The organism is Methanobacterium sp. BAmetb5, assembly GCF_003491305.1.
Taxonomy (GTDB): Archaea; Methanobacteriota; Methanobacteria; order Methanobacteriales; family Methanobacteriaceae; genus Methanobacterium.
Genome location: NZ_CP022706.1, coordinates 1,000,001 through 1,015,000, shown reverse-complemented (window position 1 = coordinate 1,015,000; position 15,000 = coordinate 1,000,001). Strand labels below are relative to the sequence as shown.

Annotated in this window: 15 protein-coding genes (2 of these 15 only partly in view); 9 read left to right on the top strand and 6 right to left on the bottom strand. The window is 42.1% G+C overall.

The annotated features are described in order from the left end of the window. From CIT02_RS04930 to CIT02_RS04890, 9 genes are all read left to right on the top strand, one after another. Positions 1-1,330, top strand: partial view of an ATP-binding protein gene (locus tag CIT02_RS04930; protein ID WP_292614558.1) — the 3' portion only. 182 nt of this gene lie to the left of the window's left edge; only the last 1,330 of its 1,512 coding nucleotides appear in the window; its start codon lies beyond the left edge, outside the window; the stop codon is at positions 1,328-1,330. Between the two features lie 167 nt (positions 1,331-1,497). After that, complete coding sequence (xerA, locus tag CIT02_RS04925; RefSeq protein WP_292614557.1) at positions 1,498-2,493, top strand: site-specific tyrosine recombinase/integron integrase; 996 nt, start codon at positions 1,498-1,500, stop codon at positions 2,491-2,493. A 449-nt stretch (positions 2,494-2,942) separates the two neighbouring features. Then, positions 2,943-3,245, top strand: coding sequence for a PadR family transcriptional regulator (locus tag CIT02_RS04920; RefSeq protein ID WP_292614556.1), 303 nt, complete (start codon positions 2,943-2,945; stop codon positions 3,243-3,245). A 170-nt stretch (positions 3,246-3,415) separates the two neighbouring features. Then, a complete protein-coding gene (locus tag CIT02_RS04915) occupies positions 3,416-4,378 on the top strand; it encodes a DUF523 and DUF1722 domain-containing protein (protein ID WP_292614555.1) in 963 nt (320 codons plus the stop codon). An 87-nt stretch (positions 4,379-4,465) separates the two neighbouring features. After that, entirely contained in the window at positions 4,466-5,827 is a 1,362-nt protein-coding gene (gene phrB, locus CIT02_RS04910; RefSeq protein WP_292614553.1) for a deoxyribodipyrimidine photo-lyase, read from the top strand. A gap of 244 nt (positions 5,828-6,071) precedes the next feature. Further along, positions 6,072-6,695, top strand: coding sequence for a biotin transporter BioY (locus tag CIT02_RS04905; RefSeq protein ID WP_048071768.1), 624 nt, complete (start codon positions 6,072-6,074; stop codon positions 6,693-6,695). Positions 6,696-6,749: 54 nt separating this feature from the next. Beyond that, positions 6,750-7,178, top strand: coding sequence for a DUF1284 domain-containing protein (locus CIT02_RS04900; RefSeq protein ID WP_292614550.1), 429 nt, complete (start codon positions 6,750-6,752; stop codon positions 7,176-7,178). A gap of 136 nt (positions 7,179-7,314) precedes the next feature. After that, complete coding sequence (locus tag CIT02_RS04895; protein WP_292614548.1) at positions 7,315-7,764, top strand: nucleoside deaminase; 450 nt, start codon at positions 7,315-7,317, stop codon at positions 7,762-7,764. Positions 7,765-7,980: 216 nt separating this feature from the next. After that, positions 7,981-8,346: a DUF5518 domain-containing protein gene (locus CIT02_RS04890; protein ID WP_292614546.1), complete on the top strand. Its 366-nt coding sequence runs from the start codon at positions 7,981-7,983 to the stop codon at positions 8,344-8,346. A 173-nt stretch (positions 8,347-8,519) separates the two neighbouring features. Here the strand turns inward: CIT02_RS04890 and CIT02_RS04885 are convergent, their stop codons facing one another. The 6 genes from CIT02_RS04885 to glmM form a co-directional block, all read right to left on the bottom strand. Beyond that, positions 8,520-9,653, bottom strand: coding sequence for a tetratricopeptide repeat protein (locus CIT02_RS04885; protein WP_292615045.1), 1,134 nt, complete (start codon positions 9,651-9,653; stop codon positions 8,520-8,522). 157 nt (positions 9,654-9,810) lie between these two features. Further along, entirely contained in the window at positions 9,811-10,506 is a 696-nt protein-coding gene (locus tag CIT02_RS04880) for an anaerobic ribonucleoside-triphosphate reductase activating protein (protein ID WP_292614544.1), read from the bottom strand. Between the two features lie 253 nt (positions 10,507-10,759). Beyond that, a complete protein-coding gene (gene hisC, locus CIT02_RS04875; RefSeq protein ID WP_394340421.1) occupies positions 10,760-11,875 on the bottom strand; it encodes a histidinol-phosphate transaminase in 1,116 nt (371 codons plus the stop codon). Between the two features lie 152 nt (positions 11,876-12,027). Next, a complete protein-coding gene (locus CIT02_RS04870) occupies positions 12,028-12,513 on the bottom strand; it encodes a gamma carbonic anhydrase family protein (RefSeq protein WP_292614542.1) in 486 nt (161 codons plus the stop codon). A gap of 224 nt (positions 12,514-12,737) precedes the next feature. Continuing rightward, on the bottom strand, positions 12,738-14,018 hold the full coding sequence (gene glmU, locus CIT02_RS04865) for a bifunctional sugar-1-phosphate nucleotidylyltransferase/acetyltransferase (RefSeq protein WP_292614540.1): 1,281 nt from the start codon (positions 14,016-14,018) through the stop codon (positions 12,738-12,740). Between the two features lie 51 nt (positions 14,019-14,069). Further along, positions 14,070-15,000, bottom strand: the 3' portion of a protein-coding gene (gene glmM, locus CIT02_RS04860; protein WP_292614538.1) for a phosphoglucosamine mutase. 422 nt of this gene lie beyond the right edge of the window; the window shows 931 of its 1,353 coding nt (coding positions 423-1,353); the start codon falls outside the window, past its right edge; the stop codon is at positions 14,070-14,072.

Here is a 15,000-nt window from a genome sequence, read left to right as displayed (position 1 = left end):
CATAGCCCAGGCTATTTCCTTCCATTTACCCAAACCACAGGAAGAATTAACCGTAGTCCATAATCCAGAAAGGCCAGAAAGACCATTCCTGGAAATAAAAAGTAGAAAAGAAATAGAAAGTGAGCTGAGGGATTTACAAAAGGCAGAGGGGGACCTGGTAACTCCCCAGGAGGTCCCGGAGGTGGTGGCCGAAAGGTTGGGATTCCGCTGCCCCAACTGTGAAACTTACACCAGTGCCTACCAAACCATATGTCCTCACTGTGGAGCAGACAAATACTCCCAACTGAATGTCCGCAGAAAACATTTAGGTGATCTATTGGGTATGTTTGAAATGGACAACGGACCAGTGGACATGCCCCCCGAGAGGGTTACCACCACCCGCATGAACCAGGGTCGGGAGGAAGTGGTGATCTATGAACGGGCCGATGGAGATAAAATTAAAATACTGGACCAGCATGCCCTGGAAAAAAGAAGGGAAATGGTGGAAGAAAAACCCAAAAACGTCATTGTGCCCCTGAAACGAAAAAGTTTCATACAAGCCACTGGAGCCAGTGAAACCGAGTTACTGGGTGATGTCCGTCACGATCCCTATGGAGGACATCCTGATCTGGGAACACAACCCTACGAAAGAGTGGTACCGGGGGCAGTTCATGAAGCCCACGAAGGAGTGCTGTTCATTGATGAAATCGTCCACATAGCACCCCTACAACGCTACATCTTAAGTGCCATGCAGGACAAGGTCTTTCCCATAGTGGGCCGAAACCCCCAGAGTGCCGGGAGTTCAGTGAAGGTGGAGGATGTGCCCTGTGACTTTATATTCGTGGCTGCCTGTAACATCCGGGACATCCAATACATACTACCCCCACTGCGTTCCCGTATCCAGGGAGAAGGATACGAAATACTGATGCGAACCACCATGCCGGACACCGATGAAAACCGGGCCAAGATGGCCCAATTCGTGGCTCAGGAAATAGAAATTGATGGTAAAATACCCCATGCCACCCGGAATGCAGTGGAAATAATCATAGAAGAAGCTAGAAAAAGAGCACGTGTAATCGATGATCAGAAAGATTCCCTAACATTGAGACTCAGAGATCTGGGAGGGCTGGTAAGAATGGCCGGTGATATGGCAGTCATGGATAAAAGTAAACTGATTGAAGACCGTCATATAAAATTCGCTGTTAAAAATGCGGTTTCTATAGAGGACCAGATTCTGGAACGTTACCAATCCCTGGAACAGGCCATGGACCGGGATCTATCCAGTTCACAGAAGATGTATTCTACCAGAAAAGGCACACCCAACGACCACGTGGACCGAAGCTACCTTTAAGAACCCATTATTCTATGGGTATATTTTTTTGTTTTTATTAGAAGATTTGTACTACTATTCCCATATTAACCTGGAAAATGAAAAGATTTAATTATTTTAAAGGGGATAGTGTTATAAACATAGCTTGGATTTTAGTTTAAACAATATAAAAAATTATTATTGATACTATGAACCATTATTCCAACGGAAACTGGAAATCATCACAGGGGGATCCCACTGACACCCAGAGATTAATGGGAATCACTCCTGGTTACCCTCAGAATAAGAATTTTCTGGAAGCATTCGACCTCCAGGAAATGGAAGAAGACTACCTGTTCGAACTGGAAATAAGAAACTATTCACGTAATACTATCAAAACGTACAGGTCAATCATCAACAATTTCTATAAGTTCTTAAAGGATGAAGAAGAATTGTATGATGAAAGACAGGTTTTAAGAAGTTTCAAACGGTACATACGCCACCTGAAACGTGAGAAAAACGTTTCGCAAAATTACATCTACCTGGTCACGGTGGTGGTTAAAAAATTCTTCGAATTCGGAGGAATCCACATACTGGAAGAGGTTAAAACGCCTAAAAGGACTAAATCTCTCCCAAAATCTCTTAATGAAGATGAAGTTCAGAGCCTTATCCATGCACCGGAAATCCATAATCCAGTAGATTCTTCACCTACATCTGAATCTTTAAGACTTAGAAACAAGCTATTATTGGCATTATTATACTCATCTGGTTTGCGTGTATCCGAACTGGTCACCATCCAAACCAACCACCTTGATCTGGAAGAGAGGACCATCCGGATCAGGGGGAAAGGGGAAAAAGATAGGATAGTTCTTTTTGATGATGACACTAAGGTTTTGATAGAGGATTTCCTGGAAAAAAGGACCTGTGAAAGTGAATATCTTTTTGTTAACCGTTCCGGGAACCATCTGACACCCCGCTACGTTCAGATGATGATCAAGGATTACGCACGGGTGGCCGGCATTAAAAAGAAAGTAACTCCCCACATATTAAGGCATTCATTTGCTACCCACCTGTTAAAGAATGGTGTGGATATTCGTGCCATACAACAACTTTTAGGACACTCTAACCTATCTACTACTCAGATTTACACCAGTGTGGATATGGAGACACTTAAAAACGTATATGACCGTGCTAAATTGCGTTAAAATCTATTTTGAGGATATTTTTTTTATTTCTTCGTTATTCTTCTTAAATCTTCTTATTTTTTCTTTAAATAGTAACATGGGGGATTTTTTCTTTAATTTTTAGGGTGAGAATAGAAGGTAGTGTAAGCAACTTATATTAATTTTAAATAATATATTAATACTATTGGGGGGGGGGGTAAGGAACATTAAATTATAGATGTAAGTGGTTTATTTTTTGTAAATTTAGTTCCAATAAGTGGGTTTTTTTTTAAAAATTTGAAAAAATTTTTAGGAAAAATTAATTATTCATTAAATCAATTAACGATATTGGTACTGGATATTGAATAACGATATCTAAAATAGATATTGAATAAAGATATTTATAAACGATATCGGATACTAATATTTAGTTCAGTAGATTTATTAAAATTCAGTAGATTAACCAATTAAGACTACAAGGAGGTAAACAATTGACCTTAAATCGAAAGTTCTTCCTGGGCTTTATACGGATCCACATACTCCACCAGGCAAGCCAGGGCGAGATTTATGGGGTGCAGATGATAAAGGAGCTCAAGAACCATGGGTACCAGGTCAGTCCTGGGACCATGTACCCCATCCTCCACGCACTGGAAAGGGAAGGTTTCCTGAAAAGCAGAAGGGAAAATGTTAAGGGGAAAATCCGGAAGTACTATAAAATAACTGGTAAGGGCCAGAAGATTCTAACAGAATCACGCCAGAAAGTAGGTGAACTTACCCGTGAATTCATGGTTTAAAAAGGGTATCATAGTGGAATGGGTTTGGAAACGTTTATGCAGTCTGGGGAAATTTGAAATATCAAGATGAACAATAAATAATAAAAGGATAGTTTCACCCGCAAGATTTTTAATAGGGAATTTAGGGAGATATTTACTGATTAAGTGAATTATAGCATTTCATTCACGAGGTGTTTATTCTGTCAAGAGAATTTCCCCGGCCACACCTGGTTTCCAGCAGATGCATAGAATTTGATGCCTGCCGTTACAACGGTCTTATTATAAGGAGCAGCCTGGTTGAGAAACTAAAAAAATACGCTGATTTCACTCCGGTATGTCCTGAGGTGGGAATTGGGCTGGGAATACCCCGGGAACCCATCCACCTGGAAAAAGACCAGGATAAAATAGAACTCATCCAGCCAGCCACCGGATACAACTGCACCGAAAAAATGTTGGAGTTTTCTGATTCATTTTTAAAATCAGTAGAGGGGGTAGACGGTTTCATACTGAAGAATAAATCCCCTTCATGTGGAGTGAAGGCGGTTAAAATTTATCCCCAGGGTGAAATGTCAAGGCCCTGGACTGATGGGGTGGGAATGTTCGCGGCAGCAGTTTTCCGATTTTTCCCCTCAACTCCTACTGAGGATGAGGGTAGACTGCGCAACTTGCATCTGCGTGAAAATTTCCTAACCAGGATCTACACCCTGGCTGATTTTAGAGAGAATGTATCCCCTGGAGATTTCAGTGACATGCTAGAATTTCACCGGAAAAACAAGCTTTTATTTTCATCATACAGCCAGGTACACGCCCGAAAACTGGGGAGACTGGTGGCCAATCAGAAGAGGAGCACGTTTAAGGATTTAGTGGAAAAGTACGAGAATATCCTGAAAAAAATGCTTCTACAGGACCCGCAGCCCCCATCCAATGTCAACGTCTTGATGCACGCCCTAGGCCATTTTTCCCATGATATTACCAGTCCAGAGAAAGCTTTCTTCCTGGAATCCCTGGAAAAGTATCGCCAGGAAAGGGTTCCCCTCCTGGTGAACCAAAACTTACTCAAATCATGGATAATCCGTTTTAACAAGGAATATCTGGGGGATCAAACTTTTTTCGAACCTTACCCTGAGGAATTAATGGAAATAACCTTCATTTAATACCCTCCTTCATCAAATTCCCCCCTCAATTATATCCTTTCATTTAATCACATTCTGCCATTTAAATCATATTAAGAGGGTTGAACTATGATCCCTGCCCCACGTATTAAAAACCTAAACCAGAAACCTTCGAAGGATGGAGATTATGTCTTATACTGGATGCAGGCCTCTCCCCGGGTACACACTAACCATGCACTGGAATACAGTATAAAAAAGGCCAACCAACTTAAAAAACCTTTATTAGTATTTTTCGGGATAACCAACCAATTTCCAGAGGCCAATAATCGACACTACACTTTTCTCCTCCAGGGACTTCAGGATGTTCAAAATGCACTGGAAAAACAGGGAATAAAAATGGCAATCCAGATAGTCTCCCCGCCAGAAGGTGCCCTGGAACTGGCAGAGAATGCTTCAATGGTGGTTGTTGATGGAGGTTATCTGAGTATACAACGTGCATGGACCCAAAAAGTCAGAGATGGACTACAATGTCAGTTAATACAGGTGGAAACCAACGTGGTAGTTCCGGTGGAAACTGCCTCGTCTAAGGAAGAGTATTCTGCAGCCACTATCCGCAGGAAGATCAACAAAAAACTGGATGAATTTTTAGTACCCCTGAAAAGGGAAAAACTAAGTACTCGTTCTATTGATCTTGATGTGGATTCACTATCCCCTGATGATTTAGATTCCATCATTTCGCGATTAGGATCAAAATCTAAAGTATTCCCTGTAGTTAGATATAAGGGTGGAAATGGTAATGCCATTAAACTACTGGATAATTTCATTAAACATAAGCTGGACAAATTTCCAGATAGAAATGATCCCGGCACTGACTACATGTCCCATATGAGTCCCTACCTCCACTTCGGTCAGATATCTCCGTTACATATAGCACTGGAGGTTTTGAAAACCAAAAGCCCGGGTAAATCTGCCTACCTGGAGGAACTCATCATCCGCAGGGAACTGGCTGTGAATTTCGTATACTACAACCGGGAATACGATAACCTGAAATGTCTCCCGGATTGGGCTTACAACACTCTTATGGAACATCGGAAGGATAAAAGAGAATATATTTACTCCTTGGAAGAATTTGAAAATGCAGAAACCCATGATCCCTACTGGAATGCAGCGCAACTGGAAATGGTACATTCTGGTAAGATGCAGGGATACATGCGCATGTACTGGGGTAAAAAAATACTGGAATGGGCTCAAAACCCGGAAAAAGCCTACCAAATAGCTCTTAAACTTAACAACCGGTATGAATTAGATGGTCGTGACCCCAATGGTTATGCCGGGGTGGCCTGGTGTTTCGGGAAGCATGACCGGGCCTGGAAAGAACGGGAGATATTTGGTAAGGTACGTTACATGAATGACCATGGTTTACGACGTAAATTTAAAATGGATAGTTACGTGGATGTAGTTAATAACCTGGTAAATTCATCAGTGTCATGATTTCATTAATTTCGTGTTTTAAAGTGATACAAGTCCTCCTTCATCCTTTGGAAAATAATCTGAAGATAAGTTTATATTTATCATGAATCAATTAAGTAAAGGAGCTTCAATGGAGCTTTCCCTAATGTTTTAAAGATTTTTAATAATGTTTAGTAGGTGTAGATATCAAGTCAAAAGACTATCTGCCTTATGAATGTTTAAGAAATACGTCTTTGAAAGATTCGTACTCTAAGAAGTGATAAAAATGGAAATCAACATGGATAATTATTTCCAGAGGAGACAATCGCTATTTGAATGGCGGTCCAATACTTCTCTGGTAAACAAAGTAATCATGGCCTTTTTCATGGCCTGTATTACGGGAATAATGGCTCAGGTGATAATACCCCTTCCCTGGACTCCGGTCCCTGTGACCGCACAAACCTTCGCTGTATTAATGGCTGGTGTGGTTCTGGGACGACGATGGGGTGGAATAAGCCAGATAATGTACATAGCAATAGGTTTACTGGGTGTGCCCTGGTATGCTGGCCTCACTGGTGGTTATGAAATCCTTTTAGGCGCTACCGGAGGATACTTCCTGGGATTCGTTTTAACGGCATTTGTAATGGGTTACGTCACTGATAAATACGCCCAGTCTAGAAATTTCCGTCCTATGTTAGGATTGACCTTTCTGGTGAATTTCGCCTTGATTTACATCCCAGGTTTACTGGGACTGGGACTGTGGATGTACCTGACTGAAGGAACATTCCCCACCTTCCTGACCCTGATAAGTATGGGTCTTTTACCATTCATACTCGGTGATCTGGTGAAGATAGGAGGAGTAGCAGCCCTCACCAAGGCTATAACTCCCAAAGAAGACTACCAGAAATGAAATGGTAATGCCAACAGCGATAGTTGTCTAGAGAGCCCATCAGGATTTTTAAAAATGATGGAAAATAGAGAGGCCGGTGGCTCTGAACCCCTGCGGATCAGAGCCCATCACCTCCTCTGTATGCAGGGATTCCAGGGACTTGGTTACAGTGAAGAATTCACCAAGAACATGGCCCTGATTACAGATAAACTTCTTAATGATTCTAATTTTCTACTTGAAATTGTAACCGAAGCTGATTCTATCTGTCAGCACTGCCCTCACCGGGTAGGAGATAGATGTGAACAGGAACACCCCTCAGGAAAAATCAGCTCCATGGATATCCAGGTTTTAAAGAATTTAAAGATTAAACCCGGGACTTTGATATCTTCCCCGGAAGCTCTATCCCAGACTAAGAATTTACATCCCAGTGTGGTTAAAAAAATATGTGGAGACTGCCTATGGAGGGATAACTGTCTCTATTATCAGGAAAAATGTCCCCCCTAGTTTCACCAGAAGAAGGTTAAGTATTAAGAATTTAGCCTGACGGAAATAGCGATCATCTTAGTTTAACCCCTGAATTAGGTACTGGGAAGATCAGTGAAAATAATTACTGAAAAGTCCAGACCAATGGAGGGTAAAAATGAAAAATAAACACCGAAAATTCATGGAAGAAGCTTATAAGGAGGCTCAGATCAGCTTAAAACAAGGGGGAATACCCATAGGGGCCATCCTGGTTAAGGATGATGAAATAATAGGTAGGGGTCATAATAAGAGAATACAACAGGGTTCCAGCATACTCCATGCCGAGATGGACTGTTTGGAAAATGCAGGCAGACTGCGCGGGGCAGATTACAAGAAATGTTCAATGTACACCACCCTTTCACCGTGTGCCATGTGTTCGGGGGCAATTATACTCTACCAAATCCCACAAGTAGTTATTGGTGAGAATGAAAACTTCAAGGGCCGGGAACGATATCTAAAGGATAACAGTGTGGAGGTAATAAACCTTAACCTGGCCACCGGTAAGGAGATCCTGAAAAACTTCATTGAAAACAATCCTGAATTGTGGAATGAAGATATAGGGATATAACTATTATACCTTAAACTGGGTTTAATTCCTAAACTAGGTTTAATTTGGGATCAGATGGGGAATATGTCTTTTTCGAAGGAAAAATATTTTAAACGATATAATCAAAAATAACAAATAATTTAATTATTAGACACATAGAATCCAGGCACGCATATGCCGGAAAATCTAAACTAAAAAATTAATATGGAAAAAAATAGGAGTAGGGGAGGATAGAAAATGGTGAAATGGGGACCGGTAGTGGTAGGTTTTATTCTGGCAATCATTCTGGGAAATCTTTTCGGGATATACGTGAATCAATCCTGGGGAGTTAACCTGGGACTATTTATTGCCGGGTTAATAGTGGGATACTGGGTGCACGAGGGGATAATTGGTGGCCTGTGGAATGCCACCGTGGCCGGTGCATTTGGATCCATAGTTCTGGCTATTCTGTTGATTGTAGGTGGAACCATCTTTGGTGGTATTGCCGGCTTTGCTGCAGGAGCAGTAACTGGATTCACCATTGTAATAGTATCTCTCATTGTCAACATCGTCTTTATGGGTGTTGGTGGAGCCATCGGTGGTATCATCAGTGGCAGTGATTAAAAACAAGCAATGAATAAAACCAGATAATCAAATATTTTTTTATAATTTTCTTTTTATTATTGTGGGGTGTTATTTTTTTAAATTTCCATTTTTCTAAGTTCCTTTCATCTGATTTATTTTGAAAAATTCCCTTAAAATAAAATTAGAGTCCCCTTAAACATTAAAGCCAGGTATCAAAGATTTTCCAGGCATTCATCCATTAAGATCTGGGCATCTTCATTTTTAGGGTTCATGATAAGAACTTTCCGGAAACAGCCCACCGCTTTATCAAAATCATCTAATTCAATGAAGGCCACTCCTTTGTTGCTTAAGAAAATTTCGTTATCTGGTTCCAGGTCCAGAGCTTCATTGTAACATTCAACGGCCTCTTTAAACCGGTTTAATTCCATGAGTGCGTTGCCCTTACGATTCCAGGTGGATGCATCAGATTCCTCCCCCAGGCAGAGTTCCAGGGAACGATCATAGCATTCCAGGGCATCTTCAGCCCGCTCAATCTGGGATAGGAGATTCCCTTTGGCATTCCATGCCTCAGGATCCCGGGGATTCAGGGTTAAAATCTTATCATAGCAAGCTAAAGCCTCGTTAAAACGTCCCAGCATCTCCAGGATGAAACCTCTCCAGTATAGCACCAGCATATTTTCCCCGTTGATTTCCAGGGCACGGTCACTAGCCTTAAGTGCTTCTTCCGGCCGGTTAGAGTTCAAAAGTGCTATCGCTTTGTTATTCCATACGTATTCATTCTCAGGTTCCAGTTCCAGGGCCTGATCATAACATTCCAGTGCTTGAGGGAATTTTCCCAGACGGGAGAGATTATCCCCCTTCCGGTTCAGGAGGTAGACGTCTTGGGGGTCGATCTTTAAAGCGGCATTGTAACACATCACTGATTTATCGAATTTTCCAACATCAAAGAGTATATCTGCTCTCTTGGTGATCATGGCCTTTTCATTGATCCGGGCTCCTTCCCATTCATCCATAGGGAGTTTGCGGAACTTTATCACCTGGAAAAGGGAGTCTTCACTGGAGTGATCCGGGTACATCTTTCTAAACTCAGATTCTAACTCTGTAGCATCCTGGAAACCTTCTTCACGGGCCAGTTCATCATCGTGGATAAGATGGCTAAAGTTAACCACTTCCACTCCGGTCACTTCTGCTTCAAATAGTTTTTTCCTCTCTTTGGAAACCAGATTCCAGTAACAGTGCAGGCGGTCTCCCTGTGACAATGGTTTTTTCCACAGTTTCCTAACGGTGGTGGTTTTTTCACCAGTTATCAGGTCTAAATGACGACTTCCGAATAGCAGTATTGGTATTTAACACCCCTCCTCTCGGTGTTATTGATAATTATGGTTAAAAGAATATCTTCATGTATTTCTTTGTGGGGGAGGGTTAAAAATTCTTCCCTCCTAATATTGGGTCTGGATTATTTTTTTGTTGATTATTTTTATTGTAGGGATTAAATGATTTCCATTAAATAATTTCCTCACCGAACTGGGATGTTTTAATTTTCACCTTTCCCAGCTGCGGCTTGATCTGCAGGGCTATCTCTTTCAGTTCTTTAGGATCAGTATCTGGTGTGTTTTTCAGTTTTTCATCTAGCACTACTCTGTTCCGGAACTGTTGCAGGGTGTAGATATCACACTGGATGTTCCTGGCGATCTCATAAACATCTTCTGGTTCCAGCAGGCCCGGAACGTAGGTGGTACGGCATTCAAGGAAGACATTGGAATTTGCAATCATTTCCATACTTTTTTTTACTTTTTCTCCAACTTCCGCACCTATAATCTCCTTATATTTGGGGAATGGTGCTTTTATATCCAGGGCCACATAGTCCACCAGTTCCAGTATTCTCTGCAAACTCTCAGGATAACACCCATTGGTATCCAGTTTGGTTTTCAAACCCTTACTTCGGGAGTACTCCAAGATTTGGCCCAGTCCTTCCAGTTGCAGGGTGGGCTCACCCCCGGTGATAACCACGGCATCGATGAAATCCAGGGATTCATCAATTTCCTTTTTAATAGCGTAAAGGGGAGTATCATCCCCTCCGGCAATGATTTCGGGGTTGTGACAGTAAGGACATCTCAGGGGACATCCGCCGGTGAAAATAACCAGGGACATTTTACCTGGATATTCCAGGGATGATAGGATTACACCGCCAGTCAGCATGTTTCATCTCCAGTTGCGGATAGGTACCTTAATCTGCCTATGGTGTTTTTATCAGTAGTGATTTCCTTCATGTATCTTCCTTTATCCATCAATTATTTACTCTCCTTACCCTTAACGGACAATGATAATCAGGGGTGTTATTTATTATTTTATAGTTCACTCTTCAGTGGTTCCCCACGTCCGAGTTGGTATATATCATTATTCACTGGAATAACTGGGGAATTCAATTTTATTTTATGGAATAAATGAGATTTTACTGTAAAATATTCTGGAGAATATTTATAAACTGCTCATCTTCTTCCATGGTGGCCACACTAACTCTTATCCAGTATTCATCCAATCCACGGAAGGAACTGCAATCCCTAACTATCACTCCATTTTTCATTAGTTCTTCTGAGATTTCCCGGGAGTTCATTCCTGTGTCCCGGATATCCACCAGCATGTAATTGGCCAGTGATGGGTAAACCTTCAACTGGGGGATTTTGGACATTTCCTGGTAAAGGTAATCCCGGCTCTGGACGGATAGCTCATTGGACCTTTCAATGTAATCCGCATCATCCAGGGTGGTGGAGGCGGCAATATGTGAGAGTTTATTCAGGCTGAAGACAGGTTTAACCCGGTGCATGTACTGGATAAATTCTTCATTGCCGATTCCGTAGCCAATCCTCATCCCGGCCAGGCCCATGACTTTGGAAAAGGTTCGGAGGATGAAGAGATTGTCATACTCCGCCAGGAGTTCCAGATTGTTAACACCAGAAAACTCCCAGTAAGCCTCATCAACCACTACCAGGGCATCAGTACTCTCCAAAACTGTTCTAATATCTTTTTTATCAATCAACCCTCCGGTGGGATTGTTAGGTGTGCACAGGAAGATAACTTTAGTCCGGGGAGAAATTGCATCCAGCACCGAATCGAGATCCAGTTGGTTTTTCGCAATATCCCACTGTGCGTAGACCGGAACTGCCCCGTGGATGTTAAAGGTGAACTCGTAGTACATGTAAGACGGGGGGTGGACAATGTACTCATCACCGGGTTCAATAAGGGTTTTGGCCAGGACATCCAGGATTTCATCGGCCCCGTCTCCACCGATAATAACTTCCTCTACATTAACACCGGCGTAAGAGGCAATTTTCCTCTTCAAATCATCAGTATTGGATTCAGGGTAGGTGTTAATCTTGTGGAGATTTTCCTGAAGGGCCTTCACTGCCCGGGGTGATGGTCCCAGGGGATTTTCATTGGATCCCATCCTAATTATTTTGTCCGGGTCCAGGTTATAAGCACGAGCCAGATCCGCGTTAGATCTGCCAGGAACATATGGATCAAGCTTTTTAACTAATTCTTTTACACGTACCATAATTAATCCGTCCATTAATCCTTTTTTATCCAAATATTAGGTAATCTAAAATATTTCAATTTTAGGTGTAGGGTTAATAATAATATTTATTCAAGTTTTTCCCATTCAGGATGAGGAGTTAGCAGATTAGGTAATTATCAGTCATTTTTAAAATGTATCCCCTACTATTATTCTTCTTTGCACTGGTCTTCACTGTGCGCTAGATTTAAATAACGTAAAGCGTTATCTTTAATTCCCTGCACTTCTTCTTCACTCAACTCACGAACTACTCTGGCTGGGACACCCATTATCAGGCTGTTTTCAGGGAAAACCTTACCCCCAGTCACTACGGATCCCGCGGCTACTATGCTGTTCTTCTGGATGTGGCTGCCATTGAGTAAGGTGGCATTCATACCAATAATACAGTTATCATCAACTGCACAACCGTGGATCACTGCTGCATGTCCTACTGAAACATAATCCCCTATTTTAAGTGGATAACCCTTAGATGAGTGTAATACAGAGTTATCCTGCACATTAGAATTATTACCAATGGTAATGCTTTCTATATCTCCTCTTATTACTGCATTATACCAAACAGAAGAGTTAGCTCCGATAATAACATTTCCTATGGTGTGAACACCGGGGAAAATTTGCACACTGGGATGGATCATGTCTAGATTTATGATTTCTATTCATAAAAAGATTTACCAGATGGTAGGAAAGAACAGTTTACTGGTATCTCCCCTAAAGGCCAAGTCCGTGGATTGCTATTTTGGAATTTACTACCTATGTGGGTCGAATAACTAAAAAATGCATTTTTTTAAAAATTTGTAAAATAAAAAATTAGAGGTATAAATCAAAAAATAGGAAAATTTGTGTAGGGGGTTTTGAAAACCTATTTTTTATCCTTTATTTCCTGTTTCTGGTGGTGTATAACTATCTTGTTATCGGGTATGTCCCGGTAAATTATAGCCCCGGATCCCACCGATGAATTGAGACCAATGGTCACTCCTGGATTGAAACTGGAATTGATACCAGTTTTAACTCCATCAGCGAATATAACACCCATTTTACGCCTTCCACTGTCGACCCTTTTACCCTTGACTGTTACTTTCACTCCTTCATCATCGAAACGGAGGTTGGCAATGTTGGTTCCAGCGGCAATGTTACAATTTGCCCCAATTATAGAATCACCCACATAAGAAAGGTGGTTTACATTGGTTCCATCCATAATTATTGAATTTTTAATTTCAACTGCATTTCCAACGTTAACATCGTTACCAATGGAGGTGTGTTTACGCAGGAAAGTGTTGGGACCGATATCACAGTTTTCTCCGATGTAAACTGGACCCATGATATAAGTTCCAGAACGGATGATGCTGCCCTTTTTAAGTACTACCGGGCCATGAATAGTAACTCCCTCTTCAATTTCACCTTCAATCTGTTCGTGGGATGCTTCCAGGTAATGTTCATTTAATTCCAAAAATTCCCAGGGACGTCCCACATCGATCCATTTATCCTGGGACACCAATCCCAGAACCTTTTTCCCCTCTTTGATCTGGATTTTAAGGGAGTCAGTTATTTCGTATTCCCCACGTTCAGATTTCTCTGTTTGGGCAATGGCCTGGAAGATGCTGGGGTCAAAGAGATAAATTCCAGCATTAATAAGGTTACTGGGGGCTTCACCAGGGGCTGGTTTTTCCACCACATCCTTTATACAATCTCCTTCCAGTTCCACCACTCCAAAGGAAGAAGGATCATCCACTTCAGTGAGAACTAAGATTGATTGTGCTTGTGATTTGTTGTAATTATCTATCAAGCTTTTTATGAGTTGATTTCCCAGGATTATATCTCCATTAGTAACAATGATGGCATCTTTGGTTTCCAGGGCAAGATCTGCCACCTGTCCAATGGCATGGGCAGTTCCCAAGCGTTCCTCCTGGGTAACGTAGTTGATGTTAACTCCCAGATTATGTCCATCCTGGAAATGGTCCATTACTGCTTCCTTCTGGTAGCCCACGATCAGGGTGATGTCCTTTATACCGGCATCACGCAGTGCTCGGACATTGTATTCCAGGAGAGGTTTCCCACCAACCGGGAGCATGGTCTTTGGTCGGGTGAGCGTCAAAGGCCGCATCCTGGTACCTTCACCTGCTGTAAGTATAACCGCCCTCATATAAACTCCTCCAATAAATTAAACTTTGCATTGATATTAATCTAAGATATATTATAAAAGGTCATGAATAAATTGTGCTGCCTTTCCATGAATCATCCGGGCTTTATCTTCAGTTTTCCCTTCTAAGGTTATTCTGATGAACGATTCAGTTCCGGAAGGCCTAACCAGAACCCAGCTCCCATCTTCAAAGGATATTCTAACTCCATCTTTGAGATTAACATCCACTACTTCCTGGTAGATGGAGGGAAGGTCGGTTTTAGCTTTTTCCATTAGAGGATCCTTTTGATCTTCCTGGCAGTCAATTTTATCCCTCAGGGTGGGATACACCAGTACATTGTCCAGAAGCAATGATAAGGGGCCTCTGTTTTGAACTAACTTAATTACCTTTAGAGCAGACAATATTCCGTCGGGACACATGCAGAACTCCGGATGCAGCCAGGTACCTGAGGGTTCACCACCAAAGGTAGCATCGATGTTGTGGATCATCTCAGCCACATGCACATCACCCACTCTGGTCCTTTCCACGGTGCCCCCTACTTCTTCCAGGGCCCGGTCAACACATGCCGAGGCATCCACAGTGGTAACTACACTGCCACCCATTTCTGCTGAAACCAGGGCCAGTAATTTGTCAAAATCTGCCATTCGGCCCTTATCATCCACGGCGATCATCCGGTCCGCATCACCGTCATGGGCTATTCCCAGATCTGCCCCGGTAACTTCCACCACCTTCATGAGTTCCTGTAAGTTGGCTTCGGATGGCTCTGGTTTCCTTCCCGGGAAAAAACCATCGGGCTGAGCATTCAAGCTCACCACTTCACAACCCGCCTTTCTGAGGATAAAAGGGGACAAATACGAGGCTGCACCATTAGCACAATCAACAACCACCTTCAAACCTGGCTGAATATCCATTAAACCCAGCAGATCTTCAATGTAGTCATTCACAACCGGGTTCACATCAGTAATCTTCCCGATGTCCTCCCAA